Source organism: Streptomyces sp. CB01580 (assembly GCF_001905795.1).
In the GTDB taxonomy this organism is placed as follows: Bacteria; Actinomycetota; Actinomycetes; order Streptomycetales; family Streptomycetaceae; genus Streptomyces.
Map to the genome: position 1 here is coordinate 148,911 of NZ_LIXJ01000015.1, position 24,628 is coordinate 173,538.

General features: G+C 72.5%; 18 protein-coding genes. 4 read left to right on the forward strand and 14 right to left on the reverse strand.

What is annotated here, in order from left to right; genetic code table 11:
• Nucleotides 1-131 precede the first annotated feature (131 nt).
• On the forward strand, nt 132-1,478 hold the full coding sequence (locus tag AMK22_RS21950) for an MFS transporter (RefSeq protein WP_073787478.1): 1,347 nt from the start codon (nt 132-134) through the stop codon (nt 1,476-1,478).
• Between the two features lie 198 nt (nt 1,479-1,676).
• Here AMK22_RS21950 and AMK22_RS21955 read toward each other — a convergent pair whose 3' ends face one another.
• The 9 genes from AMK22_RS21955 to hrcA form a co-directional block, all read right to left on the reverse strand.
• On the reverse strand, nt 1,677-2,672 hold the full coding sequence (locus AMK22_RS21955) for an adenosine deaminase (RefSeq protein ID WP_073787552.1): 996 nt from the start codon (nt 2,670-2,672) through the stop codon (nt 1,677-1,679).
• Nucleotides 2,673-2,817: 145 nt separating this feature from the next.
• Complete coding sequence (locus tag AMK22_RS21960; protein ID WP_073787480.1) at nt 2,818-3,741, reverse strand: ribonuclease Z; 924 nt, start codon at nt 3,739-3,741, stop codon at nt 2,818-2,820.
• Nucleotides 3,742-3,784: 43 nt separating this feature from the next.
• Nucleotides 3,785-4,144 carry a histidine triad nucleotide-binding protein gene (locus tag AMK22_RS21965; RefSeq protein WP_073787482.1) on the reverse strand — a complete coding sequence of 120 codons (360 nt, stop codon included), beginning with the start codon at nt 4,142-4,144 and terminating at the stop codon, nt 3,785-3,787.
• Between the two features lie 181 nt (nt 4,145-4,325).
• Nucleotides 4,326-7,604 (reverse strand): S41 family peptidase, encoded by a 3,279-nt coding sequence (locus tag AMK22_RS21970; protein ID WP_073787554.1) that lies wholly within the window; start codon nt 7,602-7,604, stop codon nt 4,326-4,328.
• 568 nt (nt 7,605-8,172) lie between these two features.
• Nucleotides 8,173-8,712 (reverse strand): hypothetical protein, encoded by a 540-nt coding sequence (locus AMK22_RS21975; protein ID WP_242434088.1) that lies wholly within the window; start codon nt 8,710-8,712, stop codon nt 8,173-8,175.
• Between the two features lie 84 nt (nt 8,713-8,796).
• The gene (locus AMK22_RS21980) at nt 8,797-9,543 is read right to left on the reverse strand and encodes a 16S rRNA (uracil(1498)-N(3))-methyltransferase (protein ID WP_073787484.1); all 747 of its coding nucleotides are present in this window, start codon (nt 9,541-9,543) and stop codon (nt 8,797-8,799) included.
• Nucleotides 9,540-10,616 carry a nitronate monooxygenase gene (locus AMK22_RS21985; RefSeq protein WP_073787486.1) on the reverse strand — a complete coding sequence of 359 codons (1,077 nt, stop codon included), beginning with the start codon at nt 10,614-10,616 and terminating at the stop codon, nt 9,540-9,542. Before AMK22_RS21985 ends, AMK22_RS21980 begins: the two co-directional genes overlap by 4 nt.
• A 114-nt stretch (nt 10,617-10,730) precedes the next feature.
• Entirely contained in the window at nt 10,731-11,870 is a 1,140-nt protein-coding gene (gene dnaJ / locus AMK22_RS21990) for a molecular chaperone DnaJ (protein WP_073787488.1), read from the reverse strand.
• Nucleotides 11,871-12,887, reverse strand: coding sequence for a heat-inducible transcriptional repressor HrcA (gene hrcA, locus AMK22_RS21995; RefSeq protein WP_073787490.1), 1,017 nt, complete (start codon nt 12,885-12,887; stop codon nt 11,871-11,873).
• 202 nt (nt 12,888-13,089) lie between these two features.
• Here hrcA and AMK22_RS22000 point away from each other — a divergent pair, with 202 nt between their 5' ends.
• Both AMK22_RS22000 and AMK22_RS22005 read left to right on the forward strand, forming a co-directional pair.
• Nucleotides 13,090-13,863, forward strand: coding sequence for an MBL fold metallo-hydrolase (locus AMK22_RS22000; protein WP_073787492.1), 774 nt, complete (start codon nt 13,090-13,092; stop codon nt 13,861-13,863).
• A gap of 84 nt (nt 13,864-13,947) precedes the next feature.
• Nucleotides 13,948-14,766, forward strand: a complete 819-nt coding sequence (locus AMK22_RS22005) for a DUF3097 domain-containing protein (RefSeq protein ID WP_073787494.1) — start codon at nt 13,948-13,950, stop codon at nt 14,764-14,766.
• Nucleotides 14,767-14,816: 50 nt separating this feature from the next.
• On the opposite strand, the gene hemW is transcribed toward AMK22_RS22005, so the two are convergent.
• The 4 genes from hemW to lepA form a co-directional block, all read right to left on the reverse strand.
• Nucleotides 14,817-16,058, reverse strand: a complete 1,242-nt coding sequence (hemW, locus tag AMK22_RS22010; protein WP_073787496.1) for a radical SAM family heme chaperone HemW — start codon at nt 16,056-16,058, stop codon at nt 14,817-14,819.
• A gap of 117 nt (nt 16,059-16,175) precedes the next feature.
• Nucleotides 16,176-18,110, reverse strand: a complete 1,935-nt coding sequence (locus tag AMK22_RS22015) for an ATP-binding SpoIIE family protein phosphatase (RefSeq protein WP_073787498.1) — start codon at nt 18,108-18,110, stop codon at nt 16,176-16,178.
• A gap of 298 nt (nt 18,111-18,408) precedes the next feature.
• Nucleotides 18,409-20,298, reverse strand: a complete 1,890-nt coding sequence (locus tag AMK22_RS22020; protein ID WP_073787500.1) for an AMP-dependent synthetase/ligase — start codon at nt 20,296-20,298, stop codon at nt 18,409-18,411.
• Nucleotides 20,299-20,757: 459 nt separating this feature from the next.
• The gene (gene lepA / locus AMK22_RS22025; protein ID WP_073787502.1) at nt 20,758-22,632 is read right to left on the reverse strand and encodes a translation elongation factor 4; all 1,875 of its coding nucleotides are present in this window, start codon (nt 22,630-22,632) and stop codon (nt 20,758-20,760) included.
• Between the two features lie 215 nt (nt 22,633-22,847).
• On the opposite strand from lepA, the gene rpsT reads away from it, so the two are divergent.
• Nucleotides 22,848-23,114 (forward strand): 30S ribosomal protein S20, encoded by a 267-nt coding sequence (gene rpsT / locus AMK22_RS22030; protein ID WP_073787504.1) that lies wholly within the window; start codon nt 22,848-22,850, stop codon nt 23,112-23,114.
• 392 nt (nt 23,115-23,506) lie between these two features.
• Here rpsT and holA read toward each other — a convergent pair whose 3' ends face one another.
• Nucleotides 23,507-24,502: a DNA polymerase III subunit delta gene (holA, locus tag AMK22_RS22035; RefSeq protein WP_073787506.1), complete on the reverse strand. Its 996-nt coding sequence runs from the start codon at nt 24,500-24,502 to the stop codon at nt 23,507-23,509.
• Nucleotides 24,503-24,628: the final 126 nt, after the last annotated feature.

The window sequence follows — 24,628 nt, forward strand, 5'->3', positions numbered from 1 at the left end:
CCAGTTGATACAAATTGGGCCGCGAGCCCGGTTGGCGACTCTTGCCGACGCGTGCCCCTTATCTCCCCCGCACCACCATCCCCCTGTCTCCCTGCCGTCCTCGGCATGCCCTCGTGTCCTCAGGAACGCCCATGTCCCCGCGCCCGCGCGCCGCGTGGCCCCTGGTCGCCGTCTTCACCGCCGGCTACCTCGCCGCCTACCTGCTCCCCACCGTCGTCGGGCGGCTCTCCGTCCATCTGGGCCTGGGCCCGGCCCGGGCCGGTCTGGTGGGCAGCGCCCTGCTGCTGAGTTCGGCGGTCGCCGGATTCACGCTGGCGGGCCGGGTCGAGTCGTTCGGCCCGCGCAGGGCCGCCCGGACCGGGCTGGTGCTCGCCGCGGCGGGATACGGCTGCGCGGCGCTGGCGGACTCCGTGCCGCTGGTGGTCGCCGGTGCGATGGTCGGCGGACTCGGTTCCGGTACGGCGACCGCGGTGGCCGCGGCGGGCATCGCCGCACGGCAGGACCCGCACCGGACCTCGTCGCTCGGTCTGCTGAGCGTCTCCGCGACCGCCGGCGCCCTCTATCTGACGATCCCGCACCTCGGCGGCGGCCACCGGCTGCCGTTCGCGTCGATCGCCCTGGTCGCGCTGCTCGTCTGGCCCGCCACCGCCCGGCTCGGCGGGGCCACGCGGGGCGGGACCGCCGCCCCGGTCGCCCGTCCGCTGCCGCACCGCCGCTCCGGGATGGTGCTGGCGGGCGGCATGCTCGTCTGGTCCATGGCGCAGAACGCGCTGTGGGGCGTCAGCGGCCGGATCGGCACGGTGCAGGTCGGGCTCTCCGAGGTCACCGTCGGGGCGGTGTTCGCCGCCGCGCTCGGTGCGGGCCTGCTCGGGGTGTCGGGCGCCGGGGTGCTGGGAGGCCGGCTCGGCCGGGCGGTGCCGGTCGGCCTGGGCACGGTGGTCATCGCGGCGAGCATCGTGCTCAGCTCGTCGGCCGGGGACCTCGGCTCGTTCGCGACCGGCGAGATCCTGTGGAACACCTTCTACCCGGTGGTCCTGTCGTACCTGATCGGTCTGGCCGCGTCCTTGGACGTGCGCGGGCGGTGGGCGGTCCTCGCGGGCTCCGCCTCGTCCGTCGGCGTGGCCTGCGGGCCGGTGCTCGGCAGCGTGCTGTCCGAGCGGACCGGGTATCCGGTCATGGGCCTGCTGCTCGGCTCCCTCACGCTCCTGGTCGCCGTCCCGTTCACGGCCGTCGCCCTGCACACCGGCGGTCGGCCGCTGCTGCCGGGCGCGGTGCGCCGCAGGGGCGGTGCCCCGGCCGCGCTGCTCGCCGCCAGCAGCGGCGCGGTGCCCGGCCCGGTGCCCGAACTGGGCGCGCCGGAGCAGGCCGTCGCGGAGATCAGCCCGCCCGCGCTGCGCGCCGGTCGTCCGGACCGGGACGCGTTCCGGACGGCCGGCCCGTCGGCCGGGGCCGCTCAGAGCCTGTCGGGCACCCCCTGACCGGGCGGCCACGCCCTGGCGCGCACGCTTCCGGCGCTGCCGGAGTGCCCTGGCGGCTCCGCTGCGAGAACGTCCCGGCGCCTCGGCATCACACGGACCGTGCCGCGTCGGCCTACGACCTCGCCCACGATTGGCGCCGCGGCGCCGCTGACAATCGTGGGCGAGGTCGTTACTGATCGAAGGTCATCCGACAGGCTCTCAGTCGAACACGTACGCCTCGACCTCGGCCAGGTAGCGGGCCCTGCGCTCCTCGTCGTGGTCGAGGAAGGCGGCCTCGAAGGAGTTGCGGGCCAGGGTGCGCAGCTGCTCACGGTCCAGGCCGAGGGCCTCGTGGACGGCGTGGAAGGTGTCGGCCACGTAGCCGCCGAAATAGGCCGGGTCGTCCGAGTTCACCGTGCAGAGCAGCCCGGCGGCCATCATCTCCCGCAGCGGGTGCCGCTCCAGGGTGTCGATGGCACGCAGCCGCACGTTGGACAGCGGGCAGAGGGTGAGCGGAACGCGCTCCGCGACCAGCCGCTCCACCAGCTCCGGGTCCTCCATGCAGCGCAGTCCGTGGTCGATGCGCTCGACGCCGAGGACGTCCAGGCTCTCCCGGATGTACGCGGCGGGGCCCTCCTCGCCGGCGTGGGCGACCTTGCGCAGCCCGAGCGCCCCGGCCGCCTCGTACACCTCGCGGAACTTGACGGGCGGGTGCCCGGCCTCCGCCGAGTCGAGGCCGACGGCGCTGATCCGGTGCAGATACGGCTTCGCGGACTCCAGGGTCTCCATGGCCGACTCGGCGGACTGGTCGCGCAGGAAGCACATGATCAGCTGGGTGGAGATGCCGTGCCTCTCCTCGCTGCGCTCCAGCGCCCGGCCGAGCCCCTCCACGACGGTGCCGATCGGGACGCCGCGAGCGGTGTGCGCCTGCGGGTCGAAGAAGATCTCCGCGTGCCGGACGCCCTGGGTGGCGGCGCGGGCGAGATAGGCGTCGGCGAGTTCCTCGAAGTCCCGCTCGGTCCGTAGCACCGCCATCAGCGCGTAGTACAGGTCGAGGAAGCTCTGCAGGTCCTCGAAGCGGTAGGCGGCGCGGAGCTCCTCGGTGTCCGCGTAGGGCAGCCGCACGCCGTTGCGCTCGGCGAGAGCGAAGGCCAGCTCGGGTTCGAGGGTCCCCTCGATGTGGAGGTGGAGTTCGGCCTTGGGGAGGTGGTGCACGGGATTCTCGCTCACAGGGGCTGGTGCTCGTGGGGCCGCGACTGCCGGTTCACGGCAGGCGGTGCCGGGTCACCACCAGGCTATCGACCTGGGGCGACGGGGCGCGGTTCAGGGAGCGCCGCCCGATCGCCCCGGGTGCGCCGGGTCACGGAGCGGCCGACGGGTGGTGCCGGGTGGGCACAGGGATCCGGTCGAGGTCGCGGGCGATGGTCAGCCCGCCCTCGAACCCCGCGGCGCGGGCCTGGGCCTCGAAGACGGCCGGGTCGTCGTACCGCTGGGAGAAGTGGGTCAGCACGAGGTGCCGCACGCCCGCGTCCCGGGCGGCCCGGGCGGCCTGTCCGGCGGTCAGATGCCCGTGGTCGGCGGCGAGCCGCTCGTCCTCGTCGAGGAAGGTCGACTCGATGACCAGCAGGTCGCACCCCTCGGCGAGGACGTGGACGCCGTCGCAGAGCCGGGTGTCCATGATGAACGCGAACCGCTGGCCGGGCCGGTGCTCGGAGACGTCGTCGAGCGTGACGCCGCCGAGGGCGCCCTCGCGCTGGATCCGTCCGATGTCGGGTCCCCCGATGCCGTGCGCGGCGAGCCGGTCGGGCAGCATGCGGCGCCCGTCGGGTTCGACGAGCCGGTAGCCGTACGACTCGACGGGGTGCGAGAGGCGGTGGGCGCTGAGCGTGTACGCGTCCGTGACGGCGAGCACGCCGTCGGCGGCGACCGGCGCCTCGGTCAGTTCGACGGACTCGCGGTAGGCGGTGGCGTACCGCAGCCGTTCGAAGAAGCGCCGGCCGCTCGCCGGGTAGTGCGCGGTGACCGGGTGCGGCACCTGGTCGAGGTTGATCCGCTGGATCACCCCGGCCAGGCCGAGCGAGTGGTCGCCGTGGAAGTGCGTCACGCAGATCCGGTCGATGTCGTGCGCGGCGACACCGGCGCGCAGCATCTGGCGCTGGGTGCCCTCACCGGGGTCGAAGAGGATGCCCTCGCCGTCCCAGCGCAGCAGATAGCCGTTGTGGTTGCGGTGTCGGGTCGGGACCTGGCTGGCGGTGCCGAGGGCCACGAATTCGCGTACGGACATGGTGTGTTCTCGCTCGTTCCCGTGTTTCCCGGTGCCGGGAGCGTCAGCCGGGAGGCCACTGCATGCCGCGGCCGCCCAGGATGTGGGCGTGCGCGTGGAACACGGTCTGTCCTGCGCCGGAGCCGGTGTTGAAGACGACGCGGTAGCCGGTCTCCACGAGCTTCTCGTCCGCGGCGACGTTCCCCGCCTCGCGGAGTATGTCGGCGGCGACCTCCGGCGCTGCGGCGGCGAGCGAGGCGGCATCCGGGTGGTGGAGACGCGGGATGACGAGAACGTGGGTGGGGGCCTGCGGGTTTATGTCCCGGAAGGCCACGGTGGTCTCGGTCTCCCGGACGATGGTCGCCGGGACGTCACCCGAAACGATCTTGCAGAACAGGCAGTCGGGCTGCGGTTCTCCCGCCATGGGCTCGGCTCCTCGGTCGGTGCTGGTCGCTGTGGGGTGGTGATCGTTGTACGGCATGGTATCCGGGCGGCCGACACCGCCCGCGAGCCCGGGTGGGGGCACGGGAGGTCGCCGCCCGGAACGGGTCGGGGCGACCGGGCGGTCCGGACCCAAGCTGCGGTCCGGACCGCCCGGGGAGGCGCTACGCCCCCGGCCGCTGCGGCGCGCGCTTGGCCGGGGTCTCGGCCAGCGAGGCCAGCGCGATCCTGATCGCCTCGTCCAGCTGCGGGTCGCGCCCCGCCGCGTGGTCCTGCGGGGTCGTCACGACCTCGATGTCGGGGTCGACCCCGTGGTTCTCCACGCCCCAGCCGTGGGTCTCGAACCAGAACGCGTACTTGGGCTGGGTGACCAGCGTCCCGTCGACGAGGGAGTAACGGCTGTCGATGCCGACCACACCGCCCCAGGTACGGGTGCCGACCACCGGGCCGATGCCCAGCGCCTTGATCGCGGCGTTCACGATGTCGCCGTCCGATCCGGAGAACTCGTCGGCGACGGCGACGACCGGGCCGCGCGGCGCGTCCTGCGGGTAGCTGGTGGGCCGCATGCCGCGCGGCACGTCCCAGCCGACGATGCGCCGGCCGAGCTTCTCCACGACCAGCTGCGAGGTGTGGCCGCCGCGGTTCTCCCGCACGTCCACGACCAGGCCCTCGCGGGCCACCTCGACGCGCAGGTCGCGGTGGAGCTGCGCCCAGCCGGAGCCGACCATGTCGGGGACGTGGAGGTAGCCCAGGCGTCCGCCGGACCGCTCGTGGACGTACGCCCGGCGGTCGGCGACCCAGGCGTGGTAGCGCAGCGCCTCCTCGTCGGCGACGGGAACGACGACGACATGGCGCGGGTCGCCGCCGTCCACGGGCGAGATGGTCAGTTCGACCGGCTTTCCGGCCGAGCCGGTGAGCAGCGGTCCGGGTCCGGCGACCGGGTCGACGGGATGTCCGTCGACGGCCAGGATCGTGTCCCCGACGCGCGCCGCCACCCCCGGCGCCGCGAGCGGCGAGCGGGCTTCGGGGTCGGAGGTCTCGGACGGCAGGATGCGGTCGATGCGCCAGGCGCCCTCGTCCGTACGGGAGATGTCCGCGCCGAGCAGTCCCTGGCGGGCGTTCTCGTCTCGCCACCAGGCCGGGGGCCGCACATAGGCGTGCGAGGTGCCGAGTTCGCCCTGCACCTCCCACAGCAGGTCGACCAGGTCGTCATGGGTGGCGACGCGGTCCAGCACCGGGCGGTAGCGGTCCAGGACCGCGTCCCAGTCGACGCCGCCCATGTCGGGGCGCCAGAAGTTGTCCCGCATGACGCGCCCGGCCTCGTCGTACATCTGGCGCCATTCGGCGGCCGGGTCGAGGGTGCGGCGGATCCTGGTGAGGTCGACGGTGACGCTCGTGTCGCCGTCGTGGTCGTCGTCCCCGGCCGGGACCCGGCTGTCGGACGGTACGACGCGCAGCTTGCCCCGGGTGTGCAGGACCAGACGCCTGCCGTCGCCGCTGACCGCGAAGGCGCCGACGTCGGAGGCGAGTTCCTCGCAGCGCAGCTTCTCCAGGTCGTACCGCTCCAGGACGGTCTCGGGCTCGCGGGAGTCGGGGGTGGCGCCGCTGGTGCCGAGCACCCCGGTCACCGGGTGGCACAGCCACAGCAGCCCGTCCTTCGCGGCGCGCAGCGCGGAGTACCTGGCGGCCTCGACGGGCACCGGCACGATCCGGTCGGCGAGCCCTTCGAGGTCGATGCGGGTGACGGGCAGCGCGGTCGGGTTGTCCTCGCCGTCCCCGCCGCCCTTCTCCTTCTCGGTCGGGCGGCCGTGGCGCTGCGGCCCGAACGGCGAGGGCGTGGTGGCGGCGAGCGTCAGCAAGTGCGGGCGGCAGGCGCCGATGAACGCCAGGTCGAAGACGTGGGTGTCGTAGATCGGGTCGAAGGACCGCTCGGAGAGGAACGCGAGGTGCTTGCCGTCGGTGGTGAACGCGGGGGCGAAGTCCCGGAAGCGCAGCGGGGTCGCCTCGGCCACCGACAGGTCGGCGAGGTGCGCCAGCTTGAGCTGGCGGAGCGGTTCGGGCCCGGGGTGCGACCAGGCGAGCCATGCGGAGTCCGGCGAGAAGACCAGACCGGAGACGTCGCCGTGTTCGCTGCGGTCCACCTCGTGGACCTCGCCGCTCTCCCGCTCGACGAGCAGCACCCGCCCGTCGTGGGCGGCGACGGCGAACCTGCTGCCGTCCGGCGCCGCGGCGAGGCCGAGCACCCGGCCCAGGCGTCCCGCGGCGAGGCGGCGCGGCACGGCGCCCGGCGCGATGCCGGTGGCGGGGGCGCACTCCAGGGCGTCGTCGCCCTCGGCGTCGGTGACCCAGACGACGTGCTGGTCGCCGTCGGCCTGGAAGGTTCGGGGGAGCCTGGCCCGTACGCCGGGTTCGGCGGCGAGCGCGCGGACCGGGCCGTCGCGATGGGTGACCCAGTGGACGGCGCCGCGCGTGGCGACCGCGCTGCCGCGGCCGGTGCGGTCCGGGGAGGCGCTCTCCAGGTGGCCGCCCGCGTGCAGGGGATGCGGCTGGAGGTCGGCGCGCTGGCCGCCGAGCCGGATGTTCAGACGGCGGGGCTCGGCCCCGTCGAGGTCGTCCAGCAGCCACAGTTCACCGGCCGACGCGTAGCAGACGCGGGTGCCGTCGGTGGTCGCGTGCCGGGCGTAGAAGCCTTCGATGCCGGTGTGGCGGCGCAGGTCGGAACCGTCGGGGAGGGAGGAGTAGACCGCGCCGACGCCTTCGTGGTCGGAGAGGAACGCGATACGTCCCCAAGCTCTCGGCTCCGCTCGAAGAGGGGAGACCCCACCGCCCACCCACATCGGGGCCTCGATGTTGCCGTCGAGGTCCTCGTGGATGCGTATGAACTCCGCGGCCCCGTCGGCGGATTCCGGTCGCTCCTCCCGCTCGAGCCACAACTTGCCCGCGGTGCCGCCCCGGTAGCGCTTCCATGCGGCGGCCTCGCGCCCCATGGTGGCCGAGAGCAGCAGGACCCGTCCGCCGGGGCCGTACGCGACGGAGCCGACCGGCCCGTACGGAAGGGTCCGCGCGGGCCCGCCGTCGACCGGGACGGCCCTGGCCCAACGCCGTCTCAACGACGCCTGGTCGTGGGCGCTGATGGCCAGTACGTCGCCCTCCGGCGTCCAGCCGCGTACGGAGGTGGTGGCGTCGCCCCAGTGGGTGAGCCGCCGGGACGGGCCGCCGTCGACGGGTGCGACGTGCACCTCGGGTGCCCCGTCCCGGGTGGACGTCCAGGCGACCCGCGTCCCGTCGGGGGATATCCGCGGGTGGGTGACGGGCCGGTTGTCGGCGCTGACGCGCCAGGCCCGGCCGCCGTCCAGCGGTGCCAGCCAGACGTCGTCCTCGGCGGTGAAGGCGATCAGATCGCCCTGGACATGGGGGTATCGGAGGTAGGCAGACTGCGTCACACCGATCACCCTAGGCCGCGGACGTGCCCGGCGGTACCGGGTTGGCCGGAGTGCGTCGGGGCCCACAGCCGCGCACCGCGCCGGTCACCGGGCCCTGCCGCCGAACTGCCGTCGTCCGGCCGGGGGCCGGGCCGGGCGGCGTCCGACCGGTGCGTGCGAGCGCGAGGCGGATGATCGTCCGCGTACCGGACCTACGAGGAAGCCCCCGACAACACCGCGAGCAATGGGGTCTCCCCCGCTCGAGCGGAGCCGAGAGCCCGGGGAAGTGCCAGGCGTCGCACAGCAGACGCAGTTCGAGGAAGGGGCCTAGCCCCAATACCGGTGACTTGGCGCGTCGTTGACGGCTCTGACGTGTGAAAACGCCGCACAGAGGCTCTGTCAGGCGCCAAAGTCAACGGTATTGGGCCTAGTGCCGCTCCCGGCAACGTTTGCCCCGTCGCACCGCCCGGCACGCACGCTCGCGGCGTTGGCCGAAAGCCCACGTAGCCCGCTACGAGGGCTTTCGGCCGCCTTGCGATCGCACGCACCGGACGCCGCTCCTTCCGGGCAAACCTTGCCGGTCACGGCACTAGCCCCAGGGTGCGCCGGTCACCGTGACCGTCACGGTCGCCGCGGGCCGGACGCCGCCCTGGCCGCTGTTCCCGGGCGGGTACACCGCGCCGAACGTCGGTCTGGCGTCGCAGTCTCCGAGCACGTCCGTCCGGAACACGTCCCTGCCGTCGGCGCGCGCGGTCAGGTCTCCCCGCACGCACCGCCCGTCGAGGGCCTGGGTCACCTTGCCGCTGATCGAGATGTCCTGTCCGCTCCTGGTCCTTCCGGTGCACTCGACGTGCCCGGTCCGGGGCAGGGAGGCGGCCGGCGAACCGTTCACCGCCCCGCCCCCGTCCAGGCGGTCGACACCGGCCGAGCAGCTCAGCCAGCGCACGTCGACCCCGTTGCGCTGCAGGGCGCTGGTGCCGGTCCGGTCGGTGGTCACGGCGATGGACGCGGAGTTCAGACCACCCGCCGGGTCACAGGCGACGAGCCCCGCGACCGCCGCGCCCGTGAGCGCGGACGCGGCCAGAAATCGACGGATTCCGCTACACCACCATGCCCTTGTTGTCCCCATACGGGCAGCTTCCCACCGTTCGATCGCGAGACGGTAGACGGCTCGCGGCCTCATCGGGGGTGGCACCGGCGCGCGGGAGGGCGCTCACGACCAGCGGCCGGTGCGCCCCATCAGCAGGGCCGTCGCCGCCGTTCCGGCCGTGGAGGTGCGCAGCACGCTCGCACCGAGACGACAGGTGCGGGCGCCGGCTTCGGCGAAGACGGCCAGTTCGTCCGGGGACACGCCCCCTTCGGGACCGACGACGAGCACGATCTCGCCCTGGGCGGGGAGTTGGACGGTGGCCAACGGTTCGCTGTCGTGGTCGCGGTCCTCGTGCAGGACGGCGGCGAAGTCCGCCGCGCCCAGGAGCGCGGCGACCTGTTTGGTCGTCAGCATGTCCGCCACCTCGGGGAATCGCACCCGGCGCGACTGCTTGCCCGCCTCGCGGGCGGTGTTGCGCCATTTCGCCAGGGACTTGAGGCCGCGCTCGCCCTTCCACTGGGTGATGCAGCGTGATGCCTGCCAGGGCACGATCGCGTCGACGCCGGTCTCCGTCATCGTCTCCACGGCGACCTCGCCCCGGTCGCCCTTGGGCAGCGCCTGAACGACGGTGATCCGGGGGGCGGGTGGCGGCTCCTCGTGAATCGCCGTCAGGTCCATGACCACGAGCCGGTCCTTGCCCTCGGCGGCCCTGACGACGCCCTCCGTCCAGCGGCCCGCGCCGTCCGTCAGCACGACGTCCTCGCCGGGGCGCAGCCGCTTCACCGAGACGGCGTGCCGCCCTTCGGGCCCTTCCAGCACGAACTCCGGCCCGTCGGGGACCTCTTCGACGACGAAGACCGGTGCGGTCATCGCGTGCCCCCCGCGTTCAGTGCCGCCCGCGCGGCGTCCAGTTCCTCGACGAGGAGGCCGACCAGCCGGCCGGCGGGCACCTCGCGTGCCATCCGGTGTCCCTGCCCCGCCCACAGGGCCATGCCCTGGGCGTCCCCGGACGTGGCCGCCGCCTTGCGCAGTCCGGCGGTCAGGTAGTGGATCTGGGGGTAGGCGGCGGGGGCGTACGGACCGTGCTCGCGCATGAAGCGGTTGATCAGCCCGCGGGCGGGACGCCCGGAGAACGCCCGGGTCAGGGCGGTTCCCGCGAACAGCGGATTGGTCAGCGCCTGCTTGTGCAGCGGGTTCGCGCCGGACTCGGGGCAGACGAGGAACGCCGTGCCGAGCTGCGCCGCCTGGGCGCCCGCGGCGAGCACCGCGGCGATCTGGGAGCCGCGCATCAGTCCGCCCGCGGCGACGATCGGCATCTCCACGGTCTCGCGGACCTGGGCGACCAGGGAGAGCAGGCCGATGCCGGTGCCGTCGTTCAGCGGGTCGTCGCGGTGGGTGGACTGGTGGCCGCCCGCCTCCACGCCCTGCGCGCAGACCGCGTCGGCGCCCGCCCACTGGGCCGCCTGGGCCTCCTCGGGCGTGGTCACCGTCACGACGGTGTACGTGCCGACGTTCGCGAGCGCGTCGAGGGTGTCGCGGCTCGGGCATCCGAAGGCGAACGAGACGGCCGGGACGGGATCCTCCAGGAGGACGGCGAGCTTGGCCTCGTAGCCGTCGTCGCCCCCGCCGGCGTCCGGGTCGCCGAGCGGGGTCTCGTACCAGGCCCCCTCACCCGCGAGCTGATGCCGGTACACGTCGACGGCGCTCGGGTCGGCGAGGTCGGGCTGCGGCATGAAGAGATTGACGCCGAAGGGCCGGCCGGTGAGCGTGCGCAGCCGCTTGATCTCGTTGTACATGCCGTCGGCCGTCTTGTACCCGGCGGCGAGAAAGCCCAGCCCGCCCGCTTCCGAGACGGCTGCGGCGAGCTCCGGACGGGACGTACCGCCCGCCATGGGGGCCTGCACGATCGGATACCGGCAGAGATCGGTCAACACGGATGACATGACCGCATCGTGTCACGTCCGGCGCGCCCCGGCGTGCGCGGGACGCGACCGTGCGCCGTTCCCCGTCGGACGGAGAACGGCGCACGAGGTCCGCAGAAGCCCGCGCGGGGCCCGTCAGCGGCCGTTGAAGGCATCCTTCAGCCGGGAGAACAGCCCCTGCTGACCGGGCTGGAACTGGCCGGTGGGCCGCTCCTCGCCCCGCATCTTCGCCAGTTCGCGCAGCAGTCGTTCCTGCTCCGGGTCGAGCTTCGTCGGGGTCATCACCTCGACGTGCACGACCAGGTCGCCCCTTCCGCCGCCCCTCAGATGGGTGATGCCGCGTCCGTGCAGCGGGACCGACTGGCCGGACTGGGTGCCGGGCCTGATGTCGACCTCCTCCAGGCCGTCGAGCGTCTCCAACGGCACCTTCGTGCCGAGCGCGCCCGCCGTCATGGGGATCGTGACGGTGCAGTGCAGGTCGTCGCCGCGGCGCTGGAACACCGGGTGCGACAGTTCGTGGATCTCCACGTACAGGTCGCCGGCCGGGCCGCCGCCGGGGCCGACCTCGCCCTCGCCCGCGAGCTGGATGCGGGTGCCGTTGTCGACACCCGCCGGGATCTTCACGGTGAGCGTGCGACGCGACCGGACACGGCCGTCCCCGGCGCACTCCGGGCACGGGGTCGGCACGACCGTGCCGAAGCCCTGGCACTGCGGGCAGGGCCTCGAGGTCATGACCTGGCCCAGGAAGGACCGGGTGACCTGGGAGACCTCGCCGCGTCCGCGGCACATGTCACAGGTCTGGGCGGAGGTGCCGGGAGCGGCGCCCTCGCCGCTGCACGTGGTGCAGACGACGGCCGTGTCGACCTGGATGTCCTTGGTGGTGCCGAACGCCGCCTCGGCGAGATCGACCTCCAGCCGGATCATCGCGTCCTGGCCGCGCCGGGTGCGCGAGCGGGGCCCGCGCTGCGACGACGTACCGAAGAACGCGTCCATGATGTCGGAGAAGTTGCCGAAGCCGCCCTGTCCGAAGCCGCCCGCGCCGCCACCGCCGCCGGAGGCGGACAGCGGGTCGCCGCCGAGGTCGTAGACCTGCTTCTTCTGCGGGTCCGACAGCACCTCGTAGGCGGCGTTGATCTCCTTGAACCGCTCCTGGGTCTTCGGATCGGGATTCACATCCGGGTGCAGCTCGCGGGCGAGCCTCCGGAATGCCTTCTTGATCTCGTCCTGGGAGGCGTCGCGGCGCACGCCGAGTACGGCGTAGTAGTCCGTGGCCACTTACGACTCCGCCAGGATCTGTCCGACGTAACGTGCCACTGCGCGTACCGCTCCCATCGTTCCGGGGTAGTCCATGCGGGTCGGTCCGACCACGCCGAGTTTGGCGACTGCCTCGCCGCCCGAACCGTAGCCGACTGCGACGACGGACGTGGAGTTCAGTCCCTCGTGGGCGTTCTCGTGCCCGATGCGTACGGTCATGCCCGAGTCCTTGGCCTCACCGAGCAGCTTCAGCAGCACGACCTGCTCCTCCAGCGCCTCCAGCACCGGCCGGATCATCACGGGGAAGTCGTGTCCGAAGCGGGTGAGGTTGGAGGTGCCGCCGATCATCAGGCGCTCCTCCGTGTCCTCGACCAGGGTTTCGAGCAGGGTGGAGAGCACGGTGGACACGGTCCCCCGGTCCTCGCTCTCGAAGGATTCCGGCAGGTCCTGCACCAGCTGCGGGACGTCCGAGAACCGGCGCCCGACGACCCGGCTGTTGAGACGGGCCCGCAGATCGGCCAGCGAGGTCTCGCCCATCGGGGCGGGGCAGTCGATCATGCGCTGTTCGACCCGGCCGGTGTCCGTGATCAGCACGAGCATCAGCCGGGCGGGGGCCAGCGACAGCAGTTCCACGTGCCGCACCGTCGACCGGGTCAGCGAGGGGTACTGCACGATGGCGACCTGCCGGGTCAGCTGCGCGAGCAGCCGGACGGTGCGGCTCACGACGTCGTCGAGGTCGACCGCGCCGTCGAGGAAATTGTGGATGGCGCGGCGCTCCGGCGACGAGAGGGGCTTGACGCCCGCGAGCCTGTCGACGAAGAGCCGGTAACCCTTGTCCGTCGGGATACGCCCGGCACTGGTGTGGGGCTGGGCGATGAAGCCCTCGTCCTCCAGCACCGCCATGTCGTTGCGGACGGTGGCCGGGGAGACCCCCAGCTTGTGCCGCTCGGTGAGCGCCTTGGAGCCGACCGGCTCCTCGGTGCCCACGTAGTCCTGAACGATGGCGCGCAGCACTTCGAGTCTGCGTTCGCTGAGCATCGCGCGCACCTCCAGGTAGCTGGTTCAGCGGTGGTTCCCGGGCCGTACCCGATTTCTTTCCCCAGGGATCCGCCTGGCACTCTGTCGGCGCGAGTGCCAGCCATCCCCCGGTCAGTGTACGGCGGCCGACTGGGGACCTAGCAAGGGCGACCGGCCACATGATCGCGAGACCGTACCGGTCCGCTGCCGATAGCGTCCCGGTATGGACACCTCTTGGGAAGAGTTCGGCTGGGAGCGGATCGGTCACGGTACGGGACGGCGCCGCCTGCCCGGCTGGGACGCGACGACCGCGCTGGTGGCCGGAGCAGAAGGTGTGCTGCTCGTCGACACCGGGTCCACGCTCCGCGAGGGGGCCGGGATCCGGGACGGGGCACGGGCCCTGCTCGGCCGGGAGGTGACGCATATCGCACTCACCCACCCCCATTTCGATCACGTTCTGGGCACCGCGGCGTTCCCGGGTGTCCGGGCGGCCTCGGACGGCCCGGGCTCCGGGGACGTCCGGGTGTACGGGGCGGCCGGTACGGCGGACCTGCTGAGGAGCGGAAGCGGGGCGGCGGATCTGTGCTCCGACGCGGTACGCCACGGGGTGCCCGAGCACGAGGCGGCCAGGGCCGTCGCCGCGCTGGTGGCGCCGGATCACGAGGTGCGCGACGAGCGGACAATCGATCTGGGCGGCGGCCGGCGGGTGCTGCTGGCGAATCTGGGCCCCGCGCACAGCGGCCACGATCTGGTGGCGGTCGTGCCGGGCTCCCCCGCCGTGGTGTTCTGCGGCGATCTGGTCGAGGAGTCCGGTGAACCTCAGGCGGGCCCGGACGCGGCCCTGGCCCGCTGGCCGGCCGCGCTGGACCGGCTGCTGGCGCTGGGAGGCGAGGACGCGGTGTACGTCCCCGGGCACGGGGCGGTGGTGGACGCGCCGTTCGTCAGGGACCAGCGCGACCGGCTGGCGGCGCTGCACGGGGGACGCACGGGCCCCTGAGGACGGCGGGAGGACGGGCCCTGTCGGCGTGCGAGGCGGGCACCCTCGGCGTGTCGTGGACCGTTCCCGTCCTATCGTCGTCCGATGCGCAGCTACCAACCGGACCTGACCCCGCCGTGGAAGAGGTCCGCCCCCGTTCCCGAGGTCCCCGCCGAAGCCGATCTGGTCGTGGAGGAGGTCTCCACCGGGTTCTGCGGTGCGGTGATCCGCTGCGAGAAGACGGCCCAGGGGCCGACGGTGACCCTGGAGGACCGTTTCGGCAAGCAGCGGGTGTTCCCGATGGAACCGCGCGGTTTCCTGTTGGAGGGCAAGGTGGTCACGCTGGTGCGGCCGTCGGCGGCTTCACCGGCGCGCCCCGCGCGCACGGCCTCGGGCTCGATCGCGGTTCCGGGAGCGCGTGCCCGGGTCGCGCGGGCGGGGCGGATCTATGTGGAGGGCCGGCACGACGCGGAACTGGTCGAGCGGGTCTGGGGCGACGACCTGCGGATCGAGGGCGTGGTCGTCGAGTACCTGGAGGGCGTCGACGACCTTCCGGCCGTCGTGCGCGAGTTCTCCCCCGGCCCGGACGCCCGGCTCGGCGTCCTGGTGGACCACCTGGTCCCGGGGTCGAAGGAGTCCCGGATCGCGGAGCAGGTGTCGGACGCGAACGTGCTGGTGGTCGGCCATCCCTACATCGACGTGTGGGAGGCCGTGAAGCCGTCGTCCGTGGGCATCACCGGCTGGCCGGTGGTACCGCGCGGCCAGGACTGGAAGACGGGCGTGTGCCGGGCGCTGGGCTGGGAGGAGAACACCGGCGCCGCCTGGCAGCGCATTCTGTCCTCGGTGCGCTCGTACCGGGACCTGGAGTCGACACTCCTGGGCTCGGTGGAACACCTGATCGATTTCGTGACGGCGCCCGAATGAGTGTGTGACGGCCCCGGATCCGGTCCCTCCGGCAGGTGAGGAGGGGCCCCTCAGTCCACCAGGTCCCGCACCACCGCGTCGGCCAGCAGGCGTCCGCGCAGGGTGAGCACCGCCCTCCCCCGTCCGTACGGCTCCCGCTGCAACAGCCCGTCCTCGACCGCGCGGTCGGCCGCGGCCAGGCCCTCCGGCTTCAGCAGGGACAGCGGGCAGCCGTCCGCGAGGCGCAGTTCCAGCAGGATCCGCTCGACCCGCCGGTCCTCGGCGGAGAGGATCTCGCGCCCGGCGCCGGGCGAGCGTCCCTCGGCCAGCGCCTGCGCGTACGCCCCGGGGTGCTTCACGTTCCACCAGCGCACGCCTCCGACGTGGCTGTGCGCCCCCGGTCCGGCGCCCCACCAGTCGGCCCCGCGCCAGTACAGCTCGTTGTGCAGACAGCGGGCCTCGGGCGTGCGGGCCCAGTTCGACACCTCGTACCAGGAGAAGCCCGCCGCGGTCATCGCCTCGTCCGCGATCAGGTACCGGTCCGCGTGGGCGTCGTCGTCGGTCATCGGGATCTCGCCGCGCCGGATGCGCCGGGCCAGCCCGGTGCCCTCCTCGACGATCAGCGCGTACGCGGACACATGGTCCGGACCGGCCCCGATCGCCGCGTCCAGGGAGGCCCGCCAGTCGTCGTCGGACTCGCCGGGCGTGCCGTAGATCAGGTCGAGGTTGACGTGGTCGAAGCCCGCCGCGTGCGCCTCGGCGACACACGCCTGTGGCCGTCCGGGGGTGTGCGTGCGGTCCAGGACCTTCAGCACGTGCTGCCGGGCGCTCTGCATGCCGAACGAGATCCGGTTGAAGCCGCCCTCCCGCAGTTCGGCGAGATACGCCGGACCGACGGATTCCGGGTTCGCCTCGGTGGTGATCTCGGCGTCGTCCGCGAGACCGAACTCGTCGCGGATCGCCCCCAGCATCCGGACCAGGTCACCGGCGGCCAGCAAGGTCGGCGTCCCGCCGCCGACGAAGACCGTACGGACCCGGCGCGGGTCGTCGCCGAGGACCTCGCGGGCCCGGCGGACCTCGCCGGTCAGATGGGCGGCGTAGTTGTCCCGGGAGGCCAGGGCGCCGCCGGAGCCGCGCAGCTCGGTCGCGGTGTAGGTGTTGAAGTCGCAGTAGCCGCAGCGGGTCGCGCAATAGGGCACATGCAGGTAGAAGCCGAGCGGACGGTGGGCGGCGCCTTCCAGGGCATGGCGGGGCAGCGCCCCGTCGTCGGGCACGGGTTCACCATCGGGCAGTACGGAAGGCATACCGCCCATTGTCCCCCGTCGGGCGGCATCGCCCGGCCATGCCCATGACGCAAGCCCGAGACATGGCCGTGACGCACGACCGGAGGCATGCCAGTGACGCACGACCGTGACGGCGGGCGCCCACGCTCACCCCGCCTGGAGCACCAGCAGTGCCAGGTCGTCGTCCGGCGGGCGCTCGGCGAACTCGTGCACGGCCCGTTTGATCCGGTCCGCGATGCCGTCCGCCGACAGGCCCGTGCAGTCGGCCAGCGCCCGGGCCAGACCGTCCCCGTCGTCGAACATCAGCGTTCCGGACCGCCGCTCGGTCACCCCGTCCGTGACGCACAGCAGGCTGTCGCCCGGCACCAGGTCGAAGCTCTGGCTCTCGTACGCGACGTCGTCGAAGAGGCCGAGCAGCATCTGCGGCTCGGCGGCCGGGCGCACCTCGCCGTCGGGCCGCAGCAGCAACGGCAGCGGATGGCCGGCGCTGGCCAGGGTGCAGCGCACGCCGCCGTCCGGCAGCGGGACGAGCTCCCCGTACAGCAGGGAGAGGAAGCGGGACTGCCCGGTGTCCGCGGTCTGCTGGCCGCCCGCCGCGGCCACCATGAGGGCGGCCGCCTCGGCCGCCTCCATCGCGTCGTCGAGGAGCAGCCGGTTCAGCCGGTCCAGCACCTCGCCGACGCCGAAGCCCTCGCGGGCCAGCAGCCGCAGCCAGGGCCGGGCCAGGCCGGTGACGACGGCGGCCTCGGGGCCGCTGCCCTGGACGTCACCGAGGACGAAGCACCAGCGGTCGCCGGGGCACGGGAAGATGTCGTAGAAGTCGCCGCCGACCACCCCGTCGTCGCTGGGTTCGTAGACCAGCGCGCTGGTCACCCCGGGTATGTCGGCGACCTTGCCGGGCAGCAGCGCCCGTTGCAGGATGCGGCTGATCGTCGCCTGCCGGGTGTAGGCGCGGGCGGCGCCGACGGCGAGGCCGACCCGGCGGACGAAGTCCTCGATCAGGGCGGTCACTTCGTCGGGGACGCGCCCGGCGCCCTCCCGGCCGAGGAGCACGGCGCCGAGCGTGCGGCCGCCCGACGTGATGCGGTAGGCGAGGGCGGCGCGGGCGTGCGCCTCCGGCTCCTCCCCTCCCTTCCCTTCCTCCTCGCCCCAGGGCCAGGGCAGGCAGACGGGACCGGTGCCGACCCGCTCGGGCAGCCGGATGGGGTCCTGTTCGAGCACCGTGCGCAGCGACGCGGTCTCGGTCTCGTCCCGGTGCCAGACGCTGGCGAGCCGGGGCACGGCCACCGGGCCGCCGTTCTCCGGCTCCAGCCATATCGCGCACCAGTCGGCGAGCCTGGGCACCAGTAACTGTCCGGCGAGCGCCGCGACGATGTCCTCGTCGAGCTGACCGGCGAGCAGGTCCGAGGCTTCGGCGAGGAACGAGAGCGCGCCCCGGCCGGCCCAGTCCGCGTCGTCGCGCAGGGCGCGCCGGGCCGTGGGGGCGAGCAGTTCGGCGGCGCGCAACCCGTGCTGGAACCCGGTCTCGGCGGACGGTTCGGGGAAGGGGTTCCAGTCGTCGACGGGGAGCCGGGCCCAGACGGTCTTGAGACCGGTGCGGTACGTGATGCCCCAGCGCTCGGCGAGGGTGCCGACGAGTTGGAGGCCGCGGCCGTACTCTGCGGGATCGGTGGGCGCGGCGAAGCCGGTGGCGGCCGAGTCGTCCGCCGGGCCGCCGTCCTCCGGGCGTTCGCCGCGCACGGCGCGGGCGGGGTGGTGGTCGGAGACCTCCAGCACCAGGGCCGCGGCCTCGTCCTCGGTGGCCTCCTCCAGCCGGCACAGCAGCTCGACGTTGGTCCCGGCGTGCACCACCGCGTTGGTGACCAGTTCGCTGGCGACGACCGAGGCGTCGTCGGTCAGCCGCTCGCTGACACCCACGGCCGCGGCCAGTCCGCTCCCGGTCCACTCGGTGAGCGCGGCCCGCACGAACCGGCGGCCGGCGGAAGGGGCAAGGAGATTTCCGGGCAGAGATGTACGGGCCACCGGCCGCTCATCCGCACGGCCGACGGTGATACCGGGACGCTGAACGATGTCCCGCTGCAAGGGAATGGACCCCACGGCGCAGCTCCTGACCTGTTCTCGCTCTGGCTGTTCTCGTTGCTGTCTGTTCTCGCTGGACGCCTCCGACGACACCGACAGACTGACAGATGGACCAGGCCCATAAGCGGCGAGTTGCCGAAGTGAGGGCAGAAGAATACGGACCGGCCGCACGGCGCGGCCGGTCCGAAAGCCCCTGTCACCGCACCCCGCGGGCCCGGAAACCGGGCCTCACGGGGTGCGGTGAGGGGCCGTTGCGCCGGGCGCCCCGCGGATGCCGCCGCGCCCTGGCGAGATTGCGCGGTTACACCTCGCGGGCCCCCACGTACATGTCCTCGATGAGGTCCTTGTACTCGCGCTCGACGACGGGGCGCTTCAGCTTCAGACTCGGCGTCAGTTCGCCGTGCTCGATGTCCAGATCGCGGGGCAGCAGCCGGAACGTCTTGATGGTCTGCCAGCGTTGCAGCCCCTCGTTGAGCCGCCGCACATAGCCCTCGATGAGCTCGACGGCCTGCGCGGAGGCCACCACCTCGGCGTACGGCTTCCCGCCCAGGCCGTTCTCGGCGGCCCAGCCGAGGATGGTCGGCTCGTCGAGCGCGATGAGGGCGGTGCAGTAGTTGCGGTTCGCGCCGTGCACCAGGATGTTCGAGACGAACGGGCAGACCGCCTTGAACCGCCCCTCGACCTCCGCCGGGGCGATGTACTTGCCGCCGGACGTCTTGATCAGGTCCTTCTTGCGGTCGGTGATCCGGAGGTAGCCGTCCACGGACAGTTCGCCGATGTCCCCGGTGTGGAACCAGCCGTCCGCCTCCAGCACCTCGGCGGTCTTCTCCGGCTGCCCGTGGTAGCCCTGCATCACGCCGGGGCCGCGCAGCAGGATCTCGCCGTCGTCGGCGATCCGTACCTCGGTGCCGGGAAGCGGCTTGCCGACGGTGCCGGTGCGGTACGCCTCGCCCGGGTTGACGAAGGAGGCGGCGCTGGTCTCGGTGAGGCCGTAGCCCTCCAGGATGTGGATGCCGGCGCCCGCGAAGAAGTAGCCGATGTCGGGGGCGAGCGCCGCGGAACCGGAGATGCAGGCGCGCAGCCGGCCGCCGAAGGCCTCGCGGATCTTGGCGAAGACGAGGGTGTCGGCGATCTTGTGCCGGGCCCCGAGGGCGAACGGGACGGAGGACGCGCCGGTGCGCCGGAAGTTGTCCTGCGAGACCACCGCGTACTCGCGGGCGACCCCTGCCGCCCACTGGAAGATCTTGTACTTCGCCCCTCCACCGGCCCGCGCCTTGGCGGCGACACCGTTGTAGACCTTCTCGAAGATGCGGGGCACGGCCGCCATGTACGTCGGCTGGACCACCGGCAGGTTCTCGATGATCTTGTCGACCCGGCCGTCCACGGCGGTGACGTGACCGACTTCGATCTGACCGGAGGTGAGGACCTTGCCGAAGACGTGCGCGAGCGGCAGCCAGAGGTACTGGACGTCGTCCTTGGTGATCAGGCCGGTCGCCACGGTGGCCCTGGCCATGTACGACCAGCTGTCGTGCGGCAGCCGCACGCCCTTGGGGCGGCCGGTGGTGCCGGACGTGTAGATCAGGGTGGCCAGTTGGTCGGACGTGATGGAGGCGACCCGCTTCTCGACCGCGTCGGGGTGCTCGGCCAGGTACCGCGCGCCCCGGGCCTCCAGATCGGCGAGGGTGAGCACCCAGCCCTCGGGGTCGCCCTCGGCGGGTCCGGCGTCCTCGGGGTCGACGACGACCACATGGGCGAGGTTCGGCAGCCCTTCGCGGCGTTCGCGGGCCTTGGCCAGCTGCTCCGCGTCCTCCGCGATCAGCACCCGGCTCTCGGAGTCGGAGAGGATGAACGCCGACTCGTCCGCGTTGGTCGACGGATAGACCGTGGTGGTGGCGGCGCCCGCGCACATCACGCCGAGGTCGGCGAGGATCCACTCCACCCGGGTGCTGGAGGCGAGCGCGACCCGCTCCTCCGGCCGCACACCCAGGTCGATGAGTCCCGCCGCGATCGCGTACACCCGCTCGGCGGTCTCGGCCCAGCTCAGCGACTTCCAGTCATCGGGTCCCTCGCCGGTGGCCGAGGGGACCGGGTAGCGGTACGCCTCCCCGTTCGGAGTCGCCGCCACGCGGTCGATGAAGAGGTTCGCCACGGAGGGCGGTCGGTTCTCGATCTGGGTCTGTGTGTCGCTCACGACATCCTCCGGGCCTGCGGCAGTACTTCACGACCGGCTGCTGGTCGCTGCTGGTGGCTATGTGTGGCTGCTTGTTTCCTGCTGAGCTGTTCGTTTCCTGCTGGGCTGCTGTTTCCGTTCCCTCGGACCGGTACCGCGTTCCTTCGTGCGTCCGCGTGCCCGTCGTCCCGCCCGGACCGCGCGTGCACATGGGGCGCGCGTTCCGCGCGGGCCGGACGCGTTCCGCGCGGCCGCGACACCCGTCCCCCGCTGCTCACCCCGCGCCACCCGGTCCCACTTGTTTAACTGGCGAGTAACTACGAGGCAGTGATCAGGGTAGAGCGCCCGCGTCCGCCGCGTAAGAGGCAAGGGGCCGCCGCTTCATAACGAACGGGCCCCCGTGTCGCGCGGTGCGCCGCGACACGGGGGCCCGTCGGGGCCTCACGGGGTGCCACCCCCGGGCGGGTGGAAGGGCGGGGGCTACTTCTTGCTCTTGCTCTCCCCGCCGGACTCGTCCGTGGACAGCACCGCGATGAAGGCCTCCTGCGGCACCTCCACGCTGCCGACCATCTTCATCCGCTTCTTGCCTTCCTTCTGCTTCTCCAGCAGCTTCCGCTTACGGGAGATGTCACCGCCGTAGCACTTGGCGAGGACGTCCTTGCGGATGGCGCGGACGGTCTCACGGGCGATCACCCGGGAACCGATGGCCGCCTGGATCGGCACCTCGAAGTTCTGCCGCGGGATCAGCTCGCGCAGCTTGGCGACCAGCCGCACGCCGTACGCGTACGCCTTGTCCTTGTGCGTGACGGCGGAGAAAGCGTCGACCTTGTCGCCGTGCAGCAGGATGTCGACCTTGACGAGGTGGGCGGTCTGCTCGCCGGTGGGCTCGTAGTCGAGGGAGGCGTAGCCGCGCGTCTTGGACTTCAGCTGGTCGAAGAAGTCGAAGACGATCTCGGCCAGCGGCAGGGTGTAGCGGATCTCGACCCGGTCCTCGGAGAGGTAGTCCATGCCGAGCAGGGCGCCGCGCCGGCTCTGGCAGAGCTCCATGATCGCGCCGATGAACTCGCTGGGCGCGAGGATCGTGGCGCGCACGACGGGCTCGTGCACCCGGTCGATCTTGCCCTCGGGGAATTCGCTCGGGTTGGTGACGGTGTGCTCGGTGCCGTCCTCCATCTCGACGCGGTAGACCACGTTGGGCGCGGTGGCGATGAGTTCGAGACCGAACTCGCGCTCCAGGCGCTCGCGGATCACGTCGAGGTGGAGCAGCCCGAGGAAGCCGACGCGGAAACCGAAGCCGAGCGCGGCGGAGGTCTCCGGCTCGTACACGAGGGCGGCGTCGTTGAGCTGGAGCTTGTCGAGCGCCTCGCGCAGGTCCGGGTAGTCCGAGCCGTCCAGCGGGTACAGCCCCGAGAACACCATCGGCTTGGGGTCCTTGTAACCGCCCAGCGGCTCGTCCGCGCCCTTGCTCAGGGAGGTGATCGTGTCACCGACCTTGGACTGCCGGACGTCCTTCACACCGGTGATGAGGTATCCCACCTCACCGACGCCGAGGCCGTCGGCCGCGGTCATCTCCGGGGAGGAGACCCCGATCTCCAGCAGCTCGTGGGTGGCGCCGGTGGACATCATCCGGATCCGCTCGCGCTTGTTGAGCTGGCCGTCGACGACACGGACGTACGTGACCACGCCGCGGTACGAGTCGTAGACCGAGTCGAAGATCATCGCGCGGGCGGGGGCGTCGGCCCGGCCGACCGGGGCCGGGATGTCCTTGACCACCCGGTCGAGCAGCGCGTCCACGCCGACACCGGTCTTCGCGGAGACCTTGAGCACGTCCTCCGGCCGGCAGCCGATGAGGTTGGCCAGCTCCTCGGAGAACTTCTCCGGCTGCGCGGCCGGGAGGTCGATCTTGTTGAGCACCGGGACGATGGTGAGATCGTTCTCCATCGCCAGGTAGAGGTTGGCCAGCGTCTGGGCCTCGATCCCCTGCGCTGCGTCGACCAGCAGGATCGTGCCCTCGCAGGCGGCGAGCGAACGGGAGACCTCGTAGGTGAAGTCCACGTGGCCCGGGGTGTCGATCATGTTGAGGACGTGGGTGCGGCCCTGGTCCTCGCCCCTGGTCGGGGCCCAGGGCAGACGGACCGCCTGGGACTTGATGGTGATGCCGCGCTCGCGCTCGATGTCCATGCGGTCGAGGTACTGGGCGCGCATCTGCCGCTGGTCGACCACGCCCGTCAGCTGGAGCATCCGGTCGGCAAGGGTCGACTTGCCATGGTCGATGTGCGCGATGATGCAGAAGTTGCGGATCAGCGCCGGGTCGGTACGGCTCGGCTCGGGCACGTTGGTAGGAGTCGCGGGCACGCAGGGTCCTGATTCTTGAGACGCCGAACGCCGTGTCTCGGGTCGATGTCGGTTCGGTCGGATCGATACGTAGCTTCCATCGTCCCATGGTTGCGGGGCGGAGACCGGTTTGGGCCGGTCGGAGCGCGGCTGGTACCGTTGACAGCTGTGCTTCGCGACTCTCCCGGGCCACGGGGCACACATCGAAGATCCAACGAACCTGAAAAGGCTCTTTCGTGGCGAACATCAAGTCCCAGATCAAGCGGAACAAGACGAACGAGAAGGCGCGCCTGCGCAACAAGGCCGTCAAGTCCTCGCTCAAGACCGCTATCCGCAAGGCCCGTGAGGCCGTCGCCGCCGGTGACGTCGAGAAGGCCACCACGGCCGCTCGCGACGCCTCCCGTGCGCTCGACAAGGCCGTCTCGAAGGGTGTCATCCACAAGAACGCTGCCGCCAACAAGAAGTCGGCGCTGGCCTCCAAGGTTGCCTCCCTCCAGGGCTGAGCATTCTGATGTGATCGCCGGGACGGACCTCGCGGGCCCTCTCTCCCGTTCCTGACCGGCACCCCGCGCCGCACACCGAACCTGCGTTCGCCACGCGGGTGCGGCGCACCAAGCGTGAACCGAAGGCCCCGGTCTCAGCTCTCCCCAGAGCGAGACCGGGGCCTTCGGCGTACGCGTTACGGGGAGGCCGGGGCCTTCGGCGTAGGCGTTCGGGGGGCGGGGGCTTCGGCATAGGCGTTCCTGCGGGCCCTGAAGGCCCGGGGCCGCGGCCTGTCCGGCGGATCAGGGCCGAGGCCGGGGCCAGGGCTGTCCGGCGGATCAGGGCCGCGGTAGGGCGTGTCCGGCCCTGGTCCGCCGGACAGGCCCTACCGCCCCCGCCGCCCCTACAGCCGCTACCGCCCCGACCGCCCCGACCGCGCCGCCCGCGCGATCGCGACCACGGCCTTCTCCAGGGCGTACTCCGGATCGTCTCCGCCGCCCTTGACCCCCGCGTCGGCCTCCGCGACCGCCCGCAGGGCGAGGGCCACCCCGTCGGGTGTCCAGCCACGCATCTGCTGCCGCACCCGGTCGATCTTCCACGGCGGCATCCCCAGCTCACGGGCGAGGTCGGCGGGCCGCCCGCCGCGGGCCGAGGACAGCTTGCCGATCGCCCGTACGCCTTGCGCCAGCGCACTCGTGATCAGCACCGGCGCCACCCCGGTCGACAGCGACCAGCGCAAGGCCTCCAACGCCTCCGCCGCCCGGCCCTCCACCGCACGGTCGGCGACCGTGAAGCTCGACGCCTCGGCACGGCCCGTGTAGTAACGGGCGACGACCGCCTCGTCGATGGTGCCCTCGACATCCGCGACGAGCTGCGAGACCGCGCTCGCCAGCTCCCGCAGATCGCTGCCGATGGAGTCGACCAGCGCCTGGCACGCCTCGGGCGTAGCCGAGCGCCCCAGCGCCCGGAACTCGGACCGTACGAACGAGAGCCGCTCGGCCGGCTTGGTCGTCTTCGGGCAGGCGACCTCCCGTGCGCCCGCCTTGCGCGCCGCGTCCAGCAGGCCCTTGCCCTTGGCGCCGCCCGCGTGCAGGAGCACAAGGGTGATCTCCTCGACCGGATCGCCGAGATACGCCTTGACGTCCTTGACCGTGTCGGCGGAGAGGTCCTGCGCGTTGCGCACGATCACCACCTTGCGCTCCGCGAAGAGCGAGGGGCTCGTCAGCTCGGCCAGGGTGCCGGGCTGGAGCTGGTCGGAGGTGAGGTCGCGGACATCCGTGTCGGGGTCGGAGGCCCGGGCCGCCGCCACCACCTGCTGCACGGCGCGGTCGAGGAGCAGGTCCTCCTGGCCCACGGCGAGCGTGAGGGGGGCGAGCGGGTCGTCGGTGGAATTCCTTCTGGTGGCCATCGCCGTCCAGCATCCCATGCACCACTGACAGCTTCCGGACTCCCTCCCCCGCCCGCCCGGCTCTCCGCTCCCGCCGCTCGCCCCGGCCGGAAATTCGGCACATTGCTAGTGTCTCGTGATCTGGTT

Excerpts from the sequence above, each read along its gene's own strand:
- AMK22_RS22005 (WP_073787494.1), top strand. The coding sequence starts at position 13,948 with ATGCGCAGCTACCAACCGGACCTGACCCCGCCGTGGAAGAGGTCCGCC.
- hemW (WP_073787496.1), bottom strand. The coding sequence starts at position 16,058 with ATGGGCGGTATGCCTTCCGTACTGCCCGATGGTGAACCCGTGCCCGAC.
- AMK22_RS21975 (WP_242434088.1), bottom strand. The coding sequence starts at position 8,712 with ATGGGGACAACAAGGGCATGGTGGTGTAGCGGAATCCGTCGATTTCTG.
- AMK22_RS21985 (WP_073787486.1), bottom strand. The coding sequence starts at position 10,616 with ATGTCATCCGTGTTGACCGATCTCTGCCGGTATCCGATCGTGCAGGCC.
- AMK22_RS21965 (WP_073787482.1), bottom strand. The coding sequence starts at position 4,144 with ATGGCGGGAGAACCGCAGCCCGACTGCCTGTTCTGCAAGATCGTTTCG.
- AMK22_RS21980 (WP_073787484.1), bottom strand. The coding sequence starts at position 9,543 with ATGACCGCACCGGTCTTCGTCGTCGAAGAGGTCCCCGACGGGCCGGAG.
- AMK22_RS21950 (WP_073787478.1), top strand. The coding sequence starts at position 132 with ATGTCCCCGCGCCCGCGCGCCGCGTGGCCCCTGGTCGCCGTCTTCACC.
- holA (WP_073787506.1), bottom strand. The coding sequence starts at position 24,502 with ATGGCCACCAGAAGGAATTCCACCGACGACCCGCTCGCCCCCCTCACG.
- AMK22_RS22000 (WP_073787492.1), top strand. The coding sequence starts at position 13,090 with ATGGACACCTCTTGGGAAGAGTTCGGCTGGGAGCGGATCGGTCACGGT.
- hrcA (WP_073787490.1), bottom strand. The coding sequence starts at position 12,887 with ATGCTCAGCGAACGCAGACTCGAAGTGCTGCGCGCCATCGTTCAGGAC.
- AMK22_RS21960 (WP_073787480.1), bottom strand. The coding sequence starts at position 3,741 with ATGTCCGTACGCGAATTCGTGGCCCTCGGCACCGCCAGCCAGGTCCCG.